This window comes from Mesorhizobium sp. J428 (assembly GCF_024699925.1).
GTDB lineage: Bacteria > Pseudomonadota > Alphaproteobacteria > Rhizobiales > Rhizobiaceae > Mesorhizobium_A.
The window spans coordinates 1,910,865-1,929,451 of the sequence record NZ_JAJOMX010000001.1 but is presented as its reverse complement, the minus strand read 5'-3'; the positions used below and the strand labels follow the sequence as shown (position 1 = coordinate 1,929,451).

16 protein-coding genes and 1 riboswitch are annotated in these 18,587 nt (G+C 64.6%); of the genes, 5 read left to right on the top strand and 11 right to left on the bottom strand.

All coding sequences use genetic code 11. The annotated features are described in order from the left end of the window. Window positions 1–9: 9 nt before the first annotated feature. Window positions 10–903, bottom strand: coding sequence for a LysR family transcriptional regulator (locus LRS09_RS09645; protein WP_257805634.1), 894 nt, complete (start codon window positions 901–903; stop codon window positions 10–12). A gap of 83 nt (window positions 904–986) precedes the next feature. Then, a riboswitch (TPP riboswitch) is annotated at window positions 987–1,098 on the top strand. A 41-nt stretch (window positions 1,099–1,139) separates the two neighbouring features. Between LRS09_RS09645 and thiB the strand changes: the two genes are divergently transcribed. From thiB to LRS09_RS09625, 4 genes are all read left to right on the top strand, one after another. Further along, window positions 1,140–2,135, top strand: a complete 996-nt coding sequence (gene thiB / locus LRS09_RS09640; RefSeq protein WP_257805632.1) for a thiamine ABC transporter substrate binding subunit — start codon at window positions 1,140–1,142, stop codon at window positions 2,133–2,135. A gap of 161 nt (window positions 2,136–2,296) precedes the next feature. Further along, window positions 2,297–3,886, top strand: a complete 1,590-nt coding sequence (thiP, locus tag LRS09_RS09635) for a thiamine/thiamine pyrophosphate ABC transporter permease (RefSeq protein ID WP_257805627.1) — start codon at window positions 2,297–2,299, stop codon at window positions 3,884–3,886. After that, the gene (locus LRS09_RS09630) at window positions 3,883–4,611 is read left to right on the top strand and encodes an ATP-binding cassette domain-containing protein (RefSeq protein ID WP_257805622.1); all 729 of its coding nucleotides are present in this window, start codon (window positions 3,883–3,885) and stop codon (window positions 4,609–4,611) included. Before thiP ends, LRS09_RS09630 begins: the two co-directional genes overlap by 4 nt. Window positions 4,612–4,801: 190 nt before the next feature. Further along, a complete protein-coding gene (locus LRS09_RS09625; protein ID WP_374684903.1) occupies window positions 4,802–6,277 on the top strand; it encodes a M48 family metalloprotease in 1,476 nt (491 codons plus the stop codon). Window positions 6,278–6,283: 6 nt separating this feature from the next. Here the strand turns inward: LRS09_RS09625 and LRS09_RS09620 are convergent, their stop codons facing one another. Further along, a complete protein-coding gene (locus LRS09_RS09620) occupies window positions 6,284–7,168 on the bottom strand; it encodes an RNA polymerase factor sigma-32 (protein WP_257805606.1) in 885 nt (294 codons plus the stop codon). A gap of 119 nt (window positions 7,169–7,287) precedes the next feature. Between LRS09_RS09620 and LRS09_RS09615 the strand changes: the two genes are divergently transcribed. Next, window positions 7,288–9,078: an acyl-CoA dehydrogenase gene (locus tag LRS09_RS09615; RefSeq protein WP_257805605.1), complete on the top strand. Its 1,791-nt coding sequence runs from the start codon at window positions 7,288–7,290 to the stop codon at window positions 9,076–9,078. Between the two features lie 154 nt (window positions 9,079–9,232). On the opposite strand, the gene msrA is transcribed toward LRS09_RS09615, so the two are convergent. From msrA to LRS09_RS09570, 9 genes are all read right to left on the bottom strand, one after another. Then, a complete protein-coding gene (gene msrA, locus LRS09_RS09610; protein WP_257805601.1) occupies window positions 9,233–9,829 on the bottom strand; it encodes a peptide-methionine (S)-S-oxide reductase MsrA in 597 nt (198 codons plus the stop codon). A gap of 120 nt (window positions 9,830–9,949) precedes the next feature. Then, window positions 9,950–10,552, bottom strand: coding sequence for a DUF480 domain-containing protein (locus LRS09_RS09605; protein WP_257805598.1), 603 nt, complete (start codon window positions 10,550–10,552; stop codon window positions 9,950–9,952). Window positions 10,553–10,864: 312 nt separating this feature from the next. Continuing rightward, window positions 10,865–11,890 (bottom strand): ketopantoate reductase family protein, encoded by a 1,026-nt coding sequence (locus LRS09_RS09600; protein ID WP_257805593.1) that lies wholly within the window; start codon window positions 11,888–11,890, stop codon window positions 10,865–10,867. After that, window positions 11,890–12,681, bottom strand: coding sequence for an SDR family NAD(P)-dependent oxidoreductase (locus tag LRS09_RS09595; protein ID WP_257805585.1), 792 nt, complete (start codon window positions 12,679–12,681; stop codon window positions 11,890–11,892). Before LRS09_RS09595 ends, LRS09_RS09600 begins: the two co-directional genes overlap by 1 nt. 6 nt (window positions 12,682–12,687) lie before the next feature. After that, the gene (locus LRS09_RS09590) at window positions 12,688–14,445 is read right to left on the bottom strand and encodes a M28 family peptidase (protein ID WP_257805584.1); all 1,758 of its coding nucleotides are present in this window, start codon (window positions 14,443–14,445) and stop codon (window positions 12,688–12,690) included. Next, window positions 14,442–15,275, bottom strand: a complete 834-nt coding sequence (locus LRS09_RS09585; protein WP_257805580.1) for an ABC transporter permease — start codon at window positions 15,273–15,275, stop codon at window positions 14,442–14,444. The genes LRS09_RS09590 and LRS09_RS09585 overlap by 4 nt, the downstream gene beginning before the upstream one ends. Window positions 15,276–15,277: 2 nt before the next feature. Beyond that, on the bottom strand, window positions 15,278–16,180 hold the full coding sequence (locus LRS09_RS09580; RefSeq protein ID WP_257805574.1) for an ABC transporter permease: 903 nt from the start codon (window positions 16,178–16,180) through the stop codon (window positions 15,278–15,280). Next, window positions 16,173–17,249, bottom strand: a complete 1,077-nt coding sequence (locus LRS09_RS09575; RefSeq protein ID WP_257805573.1) for an ABC transporter ATP-binding protein — start codon at window positions 17,247–17,249, stop codon at window positions 16,173–16,175. The genes LRS09_RS09580 and LRS09_RS09575 overlap by 8 nt, the downstream gene beginning before the upstream one ends. 92 nt (window positions 17,250–17,341) lie before the next feature. Next, window positions 17,342–18,394, bottom strand: coding sequence for a PotD/PotF family extracellular solute-binding protein (locus tag LRS09_RS09570; protein ID WP_257805567.1), 1,053 nt, complete (start codon window positions 18,392–18,394; stop codon window positions 17,342–17,344). Window positions 18,395–18,587 lie beyond the last annotated feature (193 nt).

Sequence of the window (18,587 nt, the reverse complement as noted above, 5' to 3'; positions counted from 1 at the left end):
CGGGTAGCTTCAGGACAGGGACTGGGACGCCAGGGTCGTCGCCTCGTCGAGAAGCGCCTTGACCAGCGGCGTGTGCGGCTCGCGCGGCTGCACCACCAGGCCGACGGTGTGGCTGGCATCCGGCTCGACGATGGGAATCGCACGGATCGGCTCGGCGAAGCCGAAGGTCTCGGCCAGGTTCAGCGGCATGATCGACGACCATTTTCCGGTGCGGATATGGGAATACAGCACGATCATCGAGTTGGATTCGAGCGAAGCGCGCACGGACACGCCCGCCTGGGCCAAGTGCTGGTCGATGATGCGCCGGTTCTGCATGTCGGGCGTCAGGAGGCAGAGCGACAGTTCGGACACTTCCGCCCAGGTGATCGAGGCGCGGTCGGAATAGCGGTTCCCGGTCGCGGTGATGAGCTGGTAGCGCTCTGAATAGAGCGGCACCGAAAGAACCCGCCCGAGCGGCTCGTTGTCCAGATAAGTGATGCCGGCGTCGATGTCGAAATTGCCGAGCAGCGACAGGACCTCGATCGAGGTGCGCGACAGGATCGAGAATGATACGCCTGGATGCTTCTCGCGCAGTGGCGTGGTGAGCTTCGCCACCATGGCGAGTGCCGTCGGGATCGCGGCGATGCGGATGCGGCCCGAAAGGCCATGACGCGCGGCGCGCATCTCCTCCTTCATCGCCCGCGCATCGCCCGAGATGCGCCGCGCCCAGGTCAGCACCTGCTCGCCCTCGGTGGTCAGCCCCTGGAAGCGCGAGCCCCGCTTGACCAGCATGACGCCCAGTTCTCCCTCGAGTTGCTTGATCGCGGCCGACAGCGTCGGCTGGGTAACGCCCAGATCCTCGGCCGCCTTGCCGAAGTGTTGCGCACGGGAAAGCGCGATGAAGGCTTCGAGCTTGTCGAGCATCAACCATCCTGACCACGCGTCCGGCACGGGCGTCAACAGCGGAGCGCCGGCTTGCACCGGCAAAGGGACCGCCCTATGTTCCACGCGCTCTAACGGGGTGCCGGGGCGGGAAACCGCAACCGGCTGAGAGGCGATAGCCAACCCGCTGAACCTGATCCGGCTAGCACCGGCGGAGGGATTAGAAGCGTTCGGCTCGCGGCGCATCTTCCCTTTCACTCGAATGAAGGAGGCGCCAGATGCGCGCGACAATCCCGATACTTCTCGCAACGGTCGCTTTCGTGGCGCCCGCACAGGCGCAGGACAAGCTCACCGTCTACACCTATGAGAGCTTCACCGCCGAATGGGGCCCGGGTCCGATCGTCGAGAAGGCGTTCGAGGCGGAGTGCGGCTGCGACCTCGAATTCGTCTCGGTGGCCGACGGTGTGGCGCTGCTCAACCGCGTCAGGCTCGAAGGCGCCTCGGGCAGGGCGGACGTCGTGCTTGGCCTCGACACCAACCTCACCAAGGAGGCGGCGGACACCGGCCTGTTCGCGCCGCACGGCCTCTCGCCCGCCGACCTCGCCGTACCCGGTGGCTGGAGCGACGCGACCTTCCTTCCCTTCGACTACGGCTATTTCGCCGTCGTCTACGACAGCGAGGCGATTAAGACCCCGCCGGCGAGCCTGAAGGAACTGGTCGAGGGCGATCCGCAGGAAAAAATCGTCATCGAGGATCCGCGCACCTCGACGCCCGGGCTCGGCCTCGTGCTGTGGATGAAGTCGGTCTATGGCGACAAGGCTGGCGAGGCCTGGGCGAAGCTCAAGGGCCGCGTGCTCACCGTCACGCCCGGCTGGAGCGAAGCGTACGGGCTGTTCACCAAGGGCGAGGCGCCGATGGTGCTGTCCTACACCACCTCGCCCGCCTATCATGTGATCGCGGAGAAGTCCGAACGTTACAAGGCGGCCGCTTTCAGCGAGGGGCACTACATGCAGATCGAGGTCGCCGGCATCACCAAGAAGGGTGCAGCGAACCCGCTCTCGGCGAAGTTCCTCGCCTTCATGACCGGGCCTGCGTTCCAGGACGCGATCCCCGAGACGAACTGGATGTTCCCGGCCGCCAAGACCTCCAAGCCGCTCAATCCGGCTTTCGACGCGCTGGTGAAGCCGGAAAAGTCGCTGCTGTTTTCGCCGGAAGAGGTCGCGGCCAACCGCAAGGCATGGGTGGAGGAGTGGACGGCGGCGATGAGCAGGTAGGAGGAGGCATTGCGCGCGATTCTTCCTTCTCCCCGTTCACGGGGAGAAGGTGGCCCGAAGGGTCGGATGAGGGGCTGCGGAACACGTCGACAGTTTTCGCCGCCCCTCATCTGCCTGCCGGCATCTTCTCCCCGTGAACGGGGAGAAGAAGGCCTTCACGCATGACCCGCCCCGGCCTCCTCGCGCTCTGTTTCATCGCTCTTCTCATCGGCGGAGCTTTCGCCGGCCTCTTCGTCGAGGCGGCGCGGGACTTGTCCGGGGCGATCGGCGCGTTCGATGCCGGCATGCTGCGCATCGCCTCCTTCACGCTCTGGCAGGCCGCGCTGTCCATGCTGCTGTCCGTCGTTCCGGCAATCCTCGTCGCGCGCGCCCTGTCGCGGCATCCGGAGTTTCCGGGGCGCGGCCTGCTGCTCAGGCTGTTCGCGGTGCCGCTCGGCCTGCCGGCGATCGTCGCGGCATTGGGCCTGCTCGCGCTCTACGGCCGCGCCGGCTTTGTCGCAGACCTCGCATCCGCCGTCGGCGCGGGGCGATGGCCAGGGATCTACGGCCTGTCCGGCATCCTGATTGCGCATGTCTTCTTCAACCTGCCGTTGGCGACGCGGCTGCTGCTTGCGGCGCTGGAGACCGTGCCGCCGGACCAGTGGCGGCTGGCAAGCCAGCTCGGCATGCGCTCGGGCGCGGTGTTCCGCCTGATCGAGTGGCCGGCGCTGCGCGGAGCGATCCCCGGCGTGGCCGCACTCGTGTTCATGCTCTGCGTCACCTCTTTCACGGTGGTGCTGACGCTCGGCGGCGGGCCGGCGGCGACGACGCTGGAGGTGGCGATCTACCAGTCGCTGCGCTTCGACTTCGAGCCCGCGCGGGCCGTCGCACTGACCGTGGTGCAGATCGCGCTGACGGTCGCGGCGGTGCTTGCGCTCTCGCGCCTGGGCGCGGATGCGACGGGTGATGCGAACCTGCCGGTCGTGGGCCGCAGGATGAGGAGCGCGGGCGTCGCCGCGAGCATGCTCGACGGCGTGCTGATCGGTGTCGCGGCGCTGTTCGTGCTCGCTCCGATGGCGGCGATCGTGGCGGCTGGCCTGCGGGCCGATCTTGGCCGGCTGGCGAGCGAGGCCGCCGTTCTGTCTGCGACGGGGCAGAGCCTCGCGCTCTCCCTCGGCTCGGCAGCACTGAGCGTCGCGCTGTCGCTCTCGTTGGTCGTCATGCGCCGCCGGCTCGAAGCCGTGCGCAAGGGCGGGCGGCGCTCGTTCCTCGAGACTTTCGCGGGCACCGGCGCGAGCCTTGTGCTGGTCGTGCCGCCGATCGTCATCGGCGCCGGCTGGTTCGTGCTGTTGCGCAACACCGGCGCCGTCTTCGCTGTCGCGCCGCTGATGGTCCTTACCGTCAACGCCGTGATGGCGATGCCGTTTGCCACACGCGCCATCCGACCGGCGTATGATGCGGCCGCGCTGCGCAACGACCGGCTCTGCGCGCAACTCGGCATCTCGGGCCTCGCCCGGGCTCGGCTGATCGACTGGCCGGAGCTGCGGCGGCCGCTCCTCACCGGCTTCGCCTTCGCGATGGCTCTGTCGCTCGGCGATCTCGGCGTCATTGCTTTGTTCGGCAGCGACGGTGTGCAGACGCTGCCTTATCTCCTCTTTGCGCGCATGGGCAGCTATCGAACGGAGGACGCCGCGGGACTTGCGCTGCTGCTCGGATTGCTGTGCCTTGTCCTGATGTCGCTCGCGGACCGGCTCGGAAAGGATGCACGATGAGCCTCGGTCTGCCTGTAGTTCTGGAAGGGGTCCGCTTCGCCTATGGCGAGACGAAGATGGCCTTCGATCTGGCGATTGCTCCTGCCGAGATCGTCGCGATCATGGGGCCGAGCGGCTCCGGCAAGTCGACGCTGCTTAACCTCGTCGCCGGCTTCGAGACGCCGGCTGCGGGCCGTATCCTGATCGGCGACCGGGACGTGTCGGCCGATCCGCCGTCGCAACGGCCTGTCTCGATGATCTTCCAGGAGAACAACCTGTTCGCCCATCTCGACCTGTTCGCCAACGTCGCGCTCGGGCGCAGTCCGACCCTGCGCTTGTCGCCGGACGACCGCCTGGCCGTCGGCGAGGCGCTGGCGCGCGTCGGCCTCGCCGGCAAGGAGGCGCGCCGTCCGCGCGAGCTGTCAGGCGGCGAGCGGCAGCGGGCAGCACTGGCGCGGGCTCTGGTGCGTCGCAGGCCCGTGCTTCTGATGGACGAGCCCTTCGCCTCGCTCGGTCCCGGCCTGCGGGCGGACATGGCGGCGCTCGTTGCCGAGCTTCATCGCGAGACCGGGATGACCATCCTCGTGGTGACGCATTCGCCGGAAGACGCGCTGGCGCTCGCGCCGCGCATGGTGTTTGTGGAAGCGGGGCGGATCGCAGCCGATGGGCCCGTGGCTGACCTGCTGGGAGATGCCGGCCCGGAGGCCGTGCGCGCCTATGTCGGCGACCGGCGCCGTTCACGATAAATTGCCCGCAATGCGACACATTTACCGGTTATGGCCGCAGTGTGGCATAGGCGTTCTTGTCACGGCGTGGCGGGGGCTCTAAATCGCGGTAACCGAGGCTTGCCGGACCGGGGTCTAGTCGCGCCCGACAGAGTTTCGAGGAACAAGCCTGCTCATAGGTTCCGACAGAATGAGTGCAGTTCTCCAGCGGATGGCGCCAAGCCAGGTCCGGGCCCGTGGCGCCATTGCCGCGACGGCCTTGTCCGTGCTGCTGTCAAGCTGCCAGCTGATCGACACGTCGATGACGTCGGACCTGAAGCCGTCGTCCAATCCGGTGACAGTCGACACGGTCGGCCGCAACGACAAGTTCGCCGAGATCGCCCGCCAGCAGCATCCGCGCATCCTCGCCACCTATGGCGGCGAATACTCGGATCCGAAGCTGGAGCGCATGGTCGCCAAGGTGGTCGGCAATCTCACCGGCGTGTCCGACAATCCGAACCAGACCTACCGGATCACCATCCTCAACTCGCCGAACGTCAACGCGTTCGCGCTTCCCGGCGGCTATCTCTACATAACGCGTGGTCTCTTGGCCCTGGCCAACGATTCGGCCGAGATCGCTGCGGTGATCGCGCACGAGATGGGCCACGTGACCGCCAATCACGGCGTGCAGCGCCAGCAGCGCGAGGCCGACGAGGTGCTTGCGGCGCGTGTCGTGAGCGACGTGCTCGAAGGCGACGCGGCGGCGAAGGCGGCGCTGCTGCGCGGCAAGCTCAGCCTGGCGCAGTTCTCGCGCAACCAGGAGCTGGAGGCCGACGCGATCGGCATCCGCGCCAGCGGCCGCGCCGGCTACGACCCGTTTGCCGCGGCGCGCTTTCTGCAGTCCATGGCTTCCTATGCGGACTTCCGGAGCGTCAGCGGCGCGACGGACGCGAGCCTCGACTTCCTCGCCAGCCATCCGGCGGCACCCCAGCGCATCGAGCTCGCGCTCGGCCATGCGCGCGCCTTCGGGGCGCCAGGAGTGGGAACGCGGGACCGCGATTGGCTGCTCGCCGGCATCGACGGCATGATGTTCGGCGACACGCCGCAGGAAGGCTTCGTCCGCGGTCGCACCTTCCTGCATCCTGGCCTTGGCGTCACGTTCACCGTGCCGGAAGGCTTCATTATCGACAACTCGGCAGCGGCGGTCACCGCCGCCGGGCCTGGCGACGTGGCCGTGCGCTTCGACGGGGTGAAGGTCGCGCAGTCGATGCCGCTGGAGGAATATCTGCGTTCCGGCTGGATCGCGGGCCTCGATCCCAGCTCGATCGCGGGCGCCACGATCGCCGGCAACGAGGCCGCGACCGCCAAGGCACGTGCCGACGGCTGGCAGTTCGACATCACCGTCGTCCGCGCCAGCGGCCAGGTCTACCGCCTGCTCACCGCGGCACCCCTGACCAGCACTGCTCTGGAAAGCGTGGCGAAGTCCGTGTCGGGCAGCTTCCGCGTGCTGTCGGCCTCGGAGCGGGCCGCGCTCAAGCCGCTGCGCATCCGGGTCCGCACCGTCAGGTCGGGAGAAACCGTTCAGTCGCTCGCCAACCTGATGCAGGGCGTCGACCGCAAGGTGGAGCTGTTCCGCCTGATCAACGCGCTGCCGGCAGGGGCGACGGTGTCGGCCGGCGACAAGGTCAAGATCATCACCGACCAGTAGGAATCGTCAGGCCGCGGCGAACTCCGGGTTTTGCTCCAGCAGCGCCGCCTTCAGCTTCTTCAGGGCGCGGGTTTCGATCTGGCGCACGCGCTCCTTTGAGATACCGAGTTTCTCGCCGAGCAGTTCGAGCGTTGCGCCCTCGTCCTGCAGCCGTCGCTCGCGGATGATGCGCAGTTCCCGCTCGTTCAGCACGCGCAGCGCCGCCTTCAGCCAGCCAACGCGGCGTTGCTCGTCGATCGCGTCCCCGACGATCTCGTCCGGCAGAGGATCGTCCGACACGAGGAAATTCATCCGTTCCGTCGAGCCGCTGCCCTCGTCCGCCACCGGCGCGTTGAGAGAGCTGTCCGGCGCGGACAGGCGCGAATCCATCATCGCAACGTCGGCCTTCGTCACGCCGAGCGCGGCCGAAATCTCGCTGTAGATCGAATCGTTGGACAAGGTCTCCGAGCCCTGGGCGAGACGCGCGCGCAGCCGGCGCAGGTTGAAGAACAGCGCCTTTTGGGTCGAGCTCGTGCCGCCGCGCACGATCGACCAGTTGCGCAGGATGTAGTCCTGCATCGAGGCGCGGATCCACCACGACGCATAGGTGGAGAAACGCACGTCGCGCTCAGGCTCGAAGCGTGCAGCAGCCTCCAGCAGACCGATATGGCCTTCCTGGATCAGGTCGCCCAGCGGCAGGCCGAAGCCGCGCAGCTTCGACGCCATGGAGATGACGAGCCGCATGTGCGAGACGGTGATGCGGTGGAGCGCGGCCTGGTCGTGCTTTTCCTTCCAGCGGACCGCGAGCTCGTGCTCCTCGTCGCGCTGCAGATAGGGCGCCTTCATGGCAGCGCGGACGAGACTTGAACGTGCCGGTGCTGTCTTCACGCGACCCTCCTTGTCTTGCCACATCGGCTTGCATTCGCCATTAGCTTGGCGAGCCCGGCCGGAAGGAATACGTAGCCGCTCCTCGGGAAGTTTCGCTTTCTTCCGCACCGACTTCGCAAACGCACAAAAACGGGATTCGTTCCTTGATACGCATCGACCGTGGCGACATCGCCTTCCAGTTGTTCGATCTGCTCGACGCGGATCGCCTGAGCGAAGCAGCGCGATTCGCCGACTGGGACCGGAGCGGCATCGACAATGTGCTGGACACGGCCGAGCGCATCGCGATCGATCATTTCCTGCCGCATGCTGCCGCGGTGGACGAGAACGAGCCGAAATTCGTCGACGGCAAGGCGATCGTCGACCCGCGTGTGGGCGCAGCACTCGCCGTCTATCGCGAGGCGGGCTTCTTTGGCGCCGGCTTCGACCACGAATGGGGCGGCGCACAGATGCCGGAAACGCTGCGCATCGCCTGCGCCTACATGTTTTCGGCCGCAAATATCGGCACCGCCGGCTATCCTTTCCTGACGATCGGCGCGGCGAACCTCATTGCCAGCTTCGGCAGCGATGAGCAAAAGGCGCGCTATCTGGCGCCAATGGTGGAGGGGCGCTTCTTCGGCACGATGTGCCTGTCGGAACCGCAGGCGGGCTCATCGCTCTCCGATATCGCCACAAAAGCGGAACCGGTGGGCGACGGCACCTATCGCATCAGCGGCCGCAAGATGTGGATCTCCGGCGGCGAGCAGGAGATGTCCGAGAATATCGTCCACATGGTGCTGGCGAAAATTCCGGGCGGACCCGCCGGGGTGAAGGGCATCTCGCTGTTCATCGTGCCGAAATACCGCGTCGGCGAGGACGGCTCGATCGGGACGCGCAACGGCGTGACGCTTGCCGGCCTCAACCACAAGATGGGCTATCGCGGCACCACCAACACGCTGCTCAATTTCGGCGAGGCGGGCGAATGCATCGGCCATCTGGTGGGCGAGCCGCACAGAGGCCTCGCCTACATGTTCCAGATGATGAACGAGGCGCGCATCGGCGTCGGTCTCGGGGCGACGGCGCTGGCGTCGGCCGGCTACCAGGCCTCGCTCGCCTATGCGAAGGACCGGCCTCAGGGCCGCCATCCGGACGGCAAGGACGCGACCTCAAAGCAGGTGCCGATCATCGAGCATGCCGACATCCGTCGCCTGCTCCTGGCGCAGAAGAGCGCGGTGGAAGGGGCCTTCGCGCTGCTGCTCTACTGCTCGCGGCTGGTGGACGGCATCCGCACCGGAACGGATGAGGCGAAGACGCGCGACGACGAGCTGCTGCTCGACCTTCTGACGCCGATCGCGAAATCCTGGCCGTCGGAATTCTGCCTGGAGGCCAACAAGCACGCGATCCAGGTTCTCGGCGGCTATGGCTATACCCGCGACTATCCAGTCGAGCGGCTCTACCGCGACAACCGGCTGAACCCGATCCACGAGGGCACGCACGGCATCCAGGGCATGGACATCCTCGGCCGCAAGGTGGTGCAGGCGAACGGGCGCGGGCTGGAGTTGCTGGCGGAGCGGATCGGCGGGACGGTCCAGGAGGCCTCGTTGGTCTCCGCGCTCTCCGGGCATGCCTCGGACCTGTCGGCCCATCTTGCCGAGACCATCGCGCTGACGCGTGTTCTTGCTGCAGAACTCGCCCGCGACCCGCGCAAGGCGCTCGCCAATGCGACGATCTATCTCGACATGTTTGGCCACGTCGTCATCGCCTGGATGTGGCTCAGGCAGGCGCTGGCGGCGGCGCGCAAACTGGAAGCGGGCGAGGGCGACACGAATTTCCTCCAAGGCAAACTCGCCGCCTGCCGCTACTTCTTCGCCTACGAACTGCCGAAGGCGAAGGCGCAGCGGGACCTGCTGGCGAAGCTGGACGATACGACGCTGGATATGCAGGCGGAGTGGTTCTGAGGACTTCCTTCTCCCTTCTCCCCGTTCACGGGAAGGTGCCCGAAGGGCGGATGAGGGGCGGCGCGAGCTTTCGAGGGTTCGCTCTGCCCCTCACTGTCCTGCCGGACATCTCTCCCCGTGAACGGGGAGAGAGAGACGCAGTTCCTCGGTTTCGCTAGTGCGCCGGCACGCCCTTATAGGCGTCGGCGCCCCAGACCTCTTTCACGCGCTCGTCGCGGCCGCAGGCGAAGCGGTAGTATTTGTATTTGGCGGCACTCACCTGGTAGTAGTTCTGGTGGTAGTCTTCGGCCTCGGTGAACTCGCCGGCCGGGGCGACTTCGGTGGCCAGCTTGACGCCGAGCTGAGCTTCCGCGGCCGCCTTCGCCTTCCGGGCCGCTGCGAGCTGGGCGTCGCCCACCGCGTAGATCGCCGTGGTGTAGGCATGGCCGCGGTCGCAGAACTGGCCTCCCGCGTCGGTCGGATCGATCGTGCGCAGGAAGGTTGTGGCAAGCTGTTCGTAGCTGATCTTTGCCGGGTCGAACTCGACCCTTACCACCTCGCGATGGCCCTCGTGGTCGTAGTATGTCGGGTTCTTCTTCGTGCCGCCGGAATAGCCGGAGACGGTTTCCGTCACGCCCGGCACATGGTCCATGTCGGACTCGACGCACCAGAAACAGCCACCGGCGAAGATGGCGGTCTCCGCGCCTGCTTGCGAGATGGCGAGCGGCTGGAACGCGACGGCTGTGGCGAGAGCGGCAGCGGCAAGGCGCATGGAAGGATCCTCCGATTGCGGAGGAACGTAGCAGCGGCTGGCGAAGTTTCAAATCAAGCCGCCGCGATCGGCGGCGTGAACTGGTTCAGCCGTTGCCGGACAGCCGCTCGACCCGGCGCTTCAGGTCCGCAACCTCCTCCTCAAGTGCTGCGACGCGGGCTTCGAGTTCGGACGAGGCGGGCTGGAACTGGGCTGCCGGTACACGCGCGCCGGCGCCTCCACCGGGCCGCACAGCAGGTGCGCGAAGCGGTCCTCGCGCTGGCCGGGGCCGCGCTCGACCAGCTGAACCAGCGGCGGGCGGCGGCCGATGAGCAGGTCGAGATCGCCGACGAGGTCGTCCACCGACCCGTAGCTCGCCATGCGCTCGCTGCGGGCGAGCAACTCGTGCACCGTCTGCGGCCCGCGCAGCAGCATCAGCCCGAGGAGCGAGGTTTGGCCGCGGGTGAGCGAGAAGCGACGCGACAGCTGCTCCTCATAGCGCTCGACGCGCGAACCGGAGACCTGGCGCACGAGGCCTTTCTGCTGCAGCGAGGCAAAGGCGCGGTGGATGTCCGACGGCTCCAGCGCCATCACCGGCTCACGCGCCGTCTTCTGGTTGGCGGCCGCCTGCGCGGCGTTGAGGCTGAGCGGGTAGACGTCCGGCGTCAGCTCCTTCTTCTCGATGAGGGAGCCGAGAACACGGGCTTCGATGGCGTTGAGGAGGACGAGAGAAGGCGTATCCATGCCGGCCTATGTGGCAAAGGCGGGAGTGTGGAGCAAGGGGCTCAGCCGTCGACAAGGCCTAAGTTTACGCCTCGCCGTCATGCTCGGGCAGCTTTAGACCGAAATCGACACTTACTAACGTGAAGATTTGAGATTCCCCTGCGGAAACGCCCCGTCTGCATAAACCGCCCATGCTCTCGGCTCGAATGAAGGTGGTTGCGCCACTTGAACGTTAAGCGTTCGAATCCCTCCAGCATCGCCGACTCTCGATAGATAACTTTGCTGCAATCGGGGCAATTATTACTCCACGTGAACCGCGGCAAGGGTCGTGAATTACGATCCTTCGGAGCGAATGCGAATAGAAAGCAGTGCATCGAACGACTGAGTGCGCTCGCCCTTTTCGATCGACTTCACCACGGCATACAACCGCTCCAGATGAGGAACGGGGATCCCTTTCTCCCTCGCCAGTTCGATAACGGGCTTGATCTGGTAGTCCACTTCGGTCGGCCGCTTGTGTATTGCCAGATCGCGCCAGACGCCGGTGTGGGTGTTGTCGTGCGAAGTCCAATAGGCGCGCTGGGCGTCCCATGACGCGGACTTCTCCACAGCGTTGTCACTCCCGTGTTGGAAGGCCTTGGGGTCGAAGCCGTCACTGTCCTCGATGCGGACACCGCGCGCCTCGGCCACCGCGACGACCTCCGCACAGAGTTCTTCCAGAACCGCGCGCGCGTCGTCGCGATCATAGATCTGCATGACGCCTTCATCGACGACGGCGGTGCCGAAATAGACGGCGCCCAGCGCCATCTTGGTCCAGAGATAGCCGAAGATGTTGTCCGTGACGCCGACGAACTGTAGACAGGAAAGAATCTCCGCCAGCTTGCGGATGCGCGGCGTGATGGCTCCGTCGATCTCGCCGATCTTGAAGCTTCCGGCGCCACCGTACCTGACTTCACCCGGCTGGACATAGAAGCCCCCGAACGTCAGGTAGGCGCCGATCGTGCGCGAGGCCCCCACCGCCTTGGCGATCTTGTACTCTTCGAGGCCGTTCTGAAGCGATACGACGCAGCCGTCGTCTTCGAGCGCGGACGCAACCGCCGGCAGGGCGTCGAGTGTATGCCTTGCCTTCACAGCCAGCAGAACGATTGGGTAGCGGCCTTCGATCTCGTCAGGCGTCATGATCCTTGCCTGTACCATCCTGGTGGACGTCCCGGACAGGCGCATGCCCTTCCTTCGAACCGCGGCCACGTGCTCGGCATTGGAATCCACGAAATGCACGGTGTGGCCCGCTTCGATCAGATGCACGCCGACGATGGCGCCGATGGCGCCGGCGCCAACAACCAGGATCGGATCGGCCTTCATCAGCGCAGCTGCCTCGTGAAAGGCATATGCGTGCGCCCGGTATGCGTGCCGCCGGTGACTTCCAGGATCGCCCCGGTGGTCCAGCCCGAGCGATCGGATGCCAGGAATGCGACCGCCTCGGCAATGTCATAGGGCGAGCCGGTGCGGCCGATCGGCGTTCCCTTGAGCGTCAGATTGACGTACGGATGCAATTCCTCGCTTTCCTCGGTCACGACATTGTCGAGGATGAGACCCGGCGCCACGGCGTTGACCCGTATGCCGTATTGGCCGAGTTCGATGGCGAAGATGTGCGTCAGCGATTCCACAGCGGCTTTTGAGCCGCTGTAATGCGCGCCACCTGGACGACCGGAGCGGGCAGCGCCGGAGGAAATGTTGACGATCGCGCCCTTCACGCCCTTGTCGATCCAGCGCTTCGCAATGGCCTGAGACGTCAGCATTGTGCCGCGCGTATTGACGTTGAAGACGCTGTCCCATTCCTCCACGGTAACATCCAGCATCGGGCAGTTCGGAAAGATGCCGTGTGCATTGGCGAGAATGTCGGGCAGGCCAACTGTTGCTTCGGCTTCCGCGATCCAGCTCGCGACGTCCTCCTTCTGCGACTGGTCGCCCGCGACCCACCCCACTTTGCCGGGGTTCCCCTCACCGAGCTCGGCGGCAATTGCCTTCACCCGGTTCTCATTGAGATCCGCGAGCATGACGGATGCTCCCTCGCGTAGGCAGACCTCTGAGATGGCACGGCCGAGACGGCCTGCCGCACCCGTGACGAGGGCGATTCTGTTTTCGAGAAGCATCGGTTCTCAGGCTCCGCGGGAAGAGAAGAGTTCATCGAGAGCAGCGTCCACCTCGCCGATCGCCGTACGCAGCGCCCACGCGATACGGTTGCGGGCCCGCGTTGCACCGACCTGCAGGAACTTGAACCGGTCGGTGCCAGCATCGACGCCTGCCATCTCCCGCACAGGGCGCAACGACGGGTATGGGGGAGCCGCGATGGCCGGATCCTGCTCGAACCTGTCACACTCGGTGTAGTCGAGCGGGACGAGCGCCCGCGATACGGCAAGCAGCGCCGCGTTGGCGCGAGAGGCGCCTTGCTGGTCCAGACCGCCCACCAGGGCGTTGAAACGCGCGGCACGCTCCTTCAACTCGCCCGCACGCGCCTTGAGCAGCGAGAGATCGAACTTGTCGCCCACGGCATTTTGCAGGTCGGCAAGTTCCGCGATCAGATAGTCGGCATGCTCGGCCCAGTCGAGCGGCAGGACAGGATCGGCCAGCAGCCGCCACACAGTATGGAGATAGATCTTCGTGTCGCGAACGAGGATCGGCTCTTCAATCTTGTCGAGGAGATCATCCGGCGTGTGCCACCACCAGCCCGTGCCGTGGCCCAGACGATTGCCGCCGCCAAACACCGCCGCCGAGGCATTGGCTTCGCCCGTCGCGGGTTGCTCGCTCATATTGCCGAAGATCGAGGAGACCCCGATGCCCCAGAACGACTGATCGCCTGCCCGGCTCATGCGGCGGTTGGTGAATGTCTGGCCACCCTGCTCGCCGATCGCCTCTCGTGCGAGATTGCGCAGTTCGGCCGCGGCCGTGGTGTCGGAAACGACCGTGTTTCCCTTGCCGCCTGTGGAATCGACGTTGACGTGGACGAGCGCCCGCGCCTCCAACTCCTCCCAATTCTGTTCGGCATACCAGGACGACCCGGAATATCGGCCCTGAGAGTGGCCCGACCAGAAGACGATCCGCAGGCCGCGCTTCCACTCGCTTCGATGTTCGGCGCAGATGCGTCCCACCTCGATCATGGTGGCGTTCGCACCGCCATTGTCCATCACACCGTAGTACCAGGTGTCATGGTGGCCGGTGAAGAACACGAACGGCTCGGCATCTCCGCCACTCCCGCTTGGCATGTCACAGACGAGAATCGGGGTCTTGCGCCAACGCGTGTCGACTTCCGCCTCGAGTGTGACGGTCAGCGAGGCATCGCGCGCGAGCTGCGCGCGGATGCGGTCGCCGCCGTCCTTGGGGACTGTCACCACGACCGTCGTCGGCAGGTTGGCGACGGTGTCATGCGTGGGGCTGCCCCAGACCGGCGAGATGCACATCTCGTGGACATGCTCGTGCGGGCTGACATGAAGCTGGCCGGCAGCACCCGCGAGCGAAGCACGCCGCGACATCACGGGATTTGCGATTCCGTCGACCAGCACGATCTTGCCGCGTACGTCATGCTTCGCGAAATCGGCCGGCGAACCGGAACCAAGGTCGATCACCGGCGCCGACAATCCGCCGGCAGGCGCAGAGCGTGAAAAGGAATGGGTGATGCAGCGAATGTCGCCGAAAGGCGTCTTCACGGCAGCCTTGCCTGGCAGGCTGATGTAAGCGTCATGAAGGATGAGTTGCGTCGCGAACCCATACTCCTTCATCCGTGCCTCTACATATTCCAGACTCTTGAGTTCCTCGGGAACGCCGGATTCCTTCCGCCATTTGGCGAACTCCTCCATGTGCTCCATCATCAAGGGTCCGCTGACGGCGCCGATCAGCTTTGGAGACGGGGTCGATTTCATTCTGAATTCTCCTTGTCCTGCCGCAGCACGGAGAGCGGCAGACTCCTGTTGCGCATCAGAAGGCTGAGCACGGCCACAATCATCAGCGCGAAGACGATAAGCACGGTGGACATGGCTGCGATCGTCGGGTCCTGCCACTTCTGGAGGTAGAGGAACATCTCGATCGGCAGCGTGTTGTCGCCTGCTCTCACAAGGAACAAGGTCGTCTCGACCTGATCGAAAGACGTCACGAACGCAAACACAGCGGAAATGATCATGCTGATCGAGATCTGCGGCATGGTCACCTTCAGGAAGGTGCGGATCGGCCCCGCTCCCAGGTCCACGGCCGCCTCCTGCAGTGTCCAGTCATACGTCGTCAACGCGGCGGTCAGCACGGCGATGACGAAAGGCAGCACGACGACGACATGTGTTATCGCGAGGCTGAAATAGGTGCCGTAGAGCCCGGTCCGGATGAAGTACATGAACACCGCGACGCCCAGCACGATGTTGGGCAGCACGATCGGGGAAAGCAGGAAGCTCTTGATGAGGTCAGCCCAGCGCGGTCGGTAACGCACGATCGAATAGGCGGCCATGGTTCCCACCACCATGGCGACCGACATCGCTGTCAGCGCCAGCATCACACTGCGCACCGCGGCAATGTAGAATGCCTTTTGCTGTGCCAGATTCTCATGCCAGCGCACGGAGTAGCCTTCCGGCGGAAACACATTGTAAGCGACGCTCGAGAAGGAATTCAGGACCACGATTGCCAGCGGGGAGATCACATAGATCACCCCCAGGATCGCGAAGGCACCGAGCAGGATGTAGCGATAGTGCGGCAGATTCGACGGCATGGTCACACCTCGCTGTAGCGCAGCAGGCGGTTGGAGATCGTCACGGTGATCATCGCCAGGATCAGCAGTGCTATCCCGCCGACGGCGGCGAGCGGCCAGTTGATGTCGGTCGTGGCCGTGTAGACCTGCAGCGGCAGGACGAGCACACGCCCGCCTCCGAGCAATTGGGGCGTCACGAACGCCCCCAGCGCCAGCGTGAATGCGATCTGCGCTCCGGCAACCAGACCAGGCAAAGTCAGCGGAAACGTCACCCGCCGGAACGTCGTCCACCAGCCCGCGCCGAGATCCATCGCCGCCTCCCGCAACGTCGGATCGAGCCGCGTCATCGTCGAGTAGATCGGAAACACGACAAAGGGCAGGAAGACGTGCGTCAGGCTGATCACCACGCCCGTCAGATTGAACACCAGCCGGACAGGCTCGGGAAAGCCCATCACCGTTTGCAGAAACCAGTTCACCGGACCCTGATCGGCCAGAAGCACCGTCCAGCCATAGGAACGCACCACGACACTGACCAGGATTGGAGAAAAGATAATCAGGGCGAGCCATCTCTGAAGGCTCGGTCGCGTGAGCCGCCACAATGCGTAGGCCAGCGGGTATCCTACCAGCACGGAGCTGACCGTCGTTATCAACGCCATGCGAAGCGTATCGAGAACGATCGTGTGGAAATAGGAATCGGTGAGAAAATCGGCGTAGGCCGCAAAGGTGAAGTCTTCGATGAGCTGGCCGTATTCGAAGCGCCAGAAGCTGTACTGGAATAACACCAGCAGCGGCGCCACGAACGCGAACACCATGATTGCAAGAACGGGAAGCAGCAGCAGCCACGGCACGACGCGGCGACCGAGGGGCTCCCGAGCTGGCAGGATCACCGAACGTGTCGGCGCGGGGACGGTCACCGTGTCAGCCATTGTCGAAGACCGTGGTCGCGCCGCCGTCCCAACCGATATCGACGGCGGAGCCGGCATGAAGCGGGCTAGAGGTGCCGTCATGCGGCACCTCTATGGTGATTTGAACGCCCGAGCCCTCCAGTTCGACGACATAGAGGACTGCCGAGCCAGAGAAGATCGTGTCCTTGATCATACCGCGCGTCCGGGTGTCGCGATTGGCCGCCTCTGCGCCGATGCGTATCCGCTCGTAGCGGATGGAAACCGTCCCCACGCTGCCGCCGGAGAAGGCGCCGGTGCGCGCGCTGAATTGCAGCGGGCCGATCGCGACCCGCGCGGTTCCGCCGCTTGCTTCCAGAACTTCGACCGGGACCAGATTGGTATTGCCGATAAAAGACGCCACGAACCGCGTGGCCGGGCGATCATAGATAGCCTGTGGCGAATCGAGCTGCTCTATCTTGCCCTTGTTCATCACGGCGATCTGATCGGACATGGTGAGCGCCTCGCCCTGATCGTGCGTGACGTACATGAAGGTCGTGCCCACCTCGCGCTGGATCCGCTTCAGTTCCAGTTGCATCTGCATGCGCAGCTTCAGGTCGAGGGCACCGAGCGGTTCGTCGAGGAGCAGCACCTTGGGCTGCTTCACCAGCGCACGGGCCAGCGCCACACGCTGCATCTGGCCGCCCGAGAGCTGCCGCGGCTTGCGTTCGGCGAATGGGAGCAGATCGACGAGGGCGAGCGCTTCGGAGACACGCTTCCGGATTTCTGCGCGCGGACGACGGTCGACCTCCAGACCGAACGCGACGTTCTGCGCCACGGTCATGTGCGGAAATAGCGCCCAGCGCTGGAAGACCATGTTGGTGGGCCGACTGTAGGCCGCGACACTCCTCATGTCGTGGCCAGCGATGCGGATTTTGCCCGCATCCGGCCATTCGAGGCCGCTCGTCATGCGCAAGGTGGTCGTCTTGCCGCAACCTGAGGGACCCAGCAGAGAGAAGAAACTTCCCTGCGGGATCGTGAAGGAGATGTCGTCAACCGCGAGATAGCTCGCGAAGACCTTGCTTACATTGATGAATTCGACGTCGGAGGGCATGTGCGCGCAAATATTCTTTCAAGGCGGACTCCTCACGAAATCCGCGATCACGGGGCAAAAAGCCGGGACTTCCTCAAGTCCCGGCGCGCCGATCAGCGCATGTTGAACTTGACTTCGCGATCCCAACGCTGGCGCCACTCCGGTGTCATCCTGCCGATGTGACCAAAATCCAGGACGACCGATTTTTCGGCCATCTCGATGTTGAGCGCCGGATTTTTTCGCTGTTCGTCCGTCATTTCAGCGCCCTCGACCACGGGGATGGAGTTGGTGAGCTGGCCGTATTTGCCGGCGTGCACAGGGTCGAGCATCGTGTTCAGCAGGTCGGAACAGACCTTCTTTTCCGCTTCCGTGACACCGTTCACGATCGTCAGATAGATCGGAAACGCGATCGCTCCCTCTTCCGGCACGGCGAACGCAAGCGGCGCGCCTTCGTTGATCCATACGGTGGCAAGCGAAGAGAACCACGGCGCATACCAGGCGTCGCCGCTGACCAGAAGGTTCTTCACGCCGTCGTTCGAATCGACCAGCGCGCGGAAGTTCTCCGCATGCTCGCTCCACACCTTGAAGCCGGGATCGATGTTGACTTCGTCGCCACCATTGAGGCGCGCCGCCATCGCGATCATGCGCGTGTCGTAGTCGAACATCGTGACCTTGCCCTTGCTTTCGGGAGACCACATGACCGACCACGACTTCGGCGGCTCGGAGACCTTGTCCTTGTTGTAGAGGATGCCGATGGCCGACATCTGATAGCCGATGCCTTTGTCACCGGCACGGCGGAAGCCGGGCAGCACCTTTTCCATGTTCGGCACGAGCGCCGGGTCCATCGTGGACCACATACCGTCGGCATCGCCCTTGGTCATGGAGTCCACATTGAAGAACCCGCAATGAACAAGCGGATCATCCGGAGTGGTGCGCTTTGCCGCCACCATTTTCGGATAGGTGATCGCGTTGTTGGACTCCAGGATATTGATGGTGACTTCCGGATGAGCAGCCTTATAGGCTTCGATAACCTCCATCGGGACTACACCCTGATTTGATCCGGCCCAGATGAAGAACGTGATTTCCACGGGTTCTTGCGCATGCAATGCGCCGATTGTCGCTGCTGACCCCATCAGGGTGAGAGCGATAGCCGCCAAGCGTCTCATGATTTCTCCATTCGCGTTCGAAGTGACGTGCCTTGAAATTCCCAAAGCCCGCAGAGCGCTTCCCCATTCGGCGCGTATGCCGCGCTTTGTTGATATGCGAAAAATTGCAGCCGAAACTTACGCATATCACATCAATAGCGCAAATTTCCTACGCATAGTCAAGTTTTGAGATTGCGAGAAGGCGCATCCCTCA

Excerpts from the sequence above, each read along its gene's own strand:
- LRS09_RS09585 (WP_257805580.1), bottom strand. The coding sequence starts at position 15,275 with ATGCCGTCGAATCTGCCGCACTATCGCTACATCCTGCTCGGTGCCTTC.
- LRS09_RS09600 (WP_257805593.1), bottom strand. The coding sequence starts at position 11,890 with ATGAAGGCCGATCCGATCCTGGTTGTTGGCGCCGGCGCCATCGGCGCC.
- thiB (WP_257805632.1), top strand. The coding sequence starts at position 1,140 with ATGCGCGCGACAATCCCGATACTTCTCGCAACGGTCGCTTTCGTGGCG.
- thiP (WP_257805627.1), top strand. The coding sequence starts at position 2,297 with ATGACCCGCCCCGGCCTCCTCGCGCTCTGTTTCATCGCTCTTCTCATC.
- LRS09_RS09570 (WP_257805567.1), bottom strand. The coding sequence starts at position 18,394 with ATGAGACGCTTGGCGGCTATCGCTCTCACCCTGATGGGGTCAGCAGCG.
- LRS09_RS09575 (WP_257805573.1), bottom strand. The coding sequence starts at position 17,249 with ATGCCCTCCGACGTCGAATTCATCAATGTAAGCAAGGTCTTCGCGAGC.
- LRS09_RS09605 (WP_257805598.1), bottom strand. The coding sequence starts at position 10,552 with ATGGATACGCCTTCTCTCGTCCTCCTCAACGCCATCGAAGCCCGTGTT.
- LRS09_RS09630 (WP_257805622.1), top strand. The coding sequence starts at position 3,883 with ATGAGCCTCGGTCTGCCTGTAGTTCTGGAAGGGGTCCGCTTCGCCTAT.
- LRS09_RS09590 (WP_257805584.1), bottom strand. The coding sequence starts at position 14,445 with ATGAAATCGACCCCGTCTCCAAAGCTGATCGGCGCCGTCAGCGGACCC.
- LRS09_RS09620 (WP_257805606.1), bottom strand. The coding sequence starts at position 7,168 with ATGTGGCAAGACAAGGAGGGTCGCGTGAAGACAGCACCGGCACGTTCA.
- msrA (WP_257805601.1), bottom strand. The coding sequence starts at position 9,829 with ATGCGCCTTGCCGCTGCCGCTCTCGCCACAGCCGTCGCGTTCCAGCCG.
- LRS09_RS09645 (WP_257805634.1), bottom strand. The coding sequence starts at position 903 with ATGCTCGACAAGCTCGAAGCCTTCATCGCGCTTTCCCGTGCGCAACAC.
- LRS09_RS09595 (WP_257805585.1), bottom strand. The coding sequence starts at position 12,681 with ATGCTTCTCGAAAACAGAATCGCCCTCGTCACGGGTGCGGCAGGCCGT.
- LRS09_RS09580 (WP_257805574.1), bottom strand. The coding sequence starts at position 16,180 with ATGGCTGACACGGTGACCGTCCCCGCGCCGACACGTTCGGTGATCCTG.
- LRS09_RS09625 (WP_374684903.1), top strand. The coding sequence starts at position 4,802 with ATGGCGCCAAGCCAGGTCCGGGCCCGTGGCGCCATTGCCGCGACGGCC.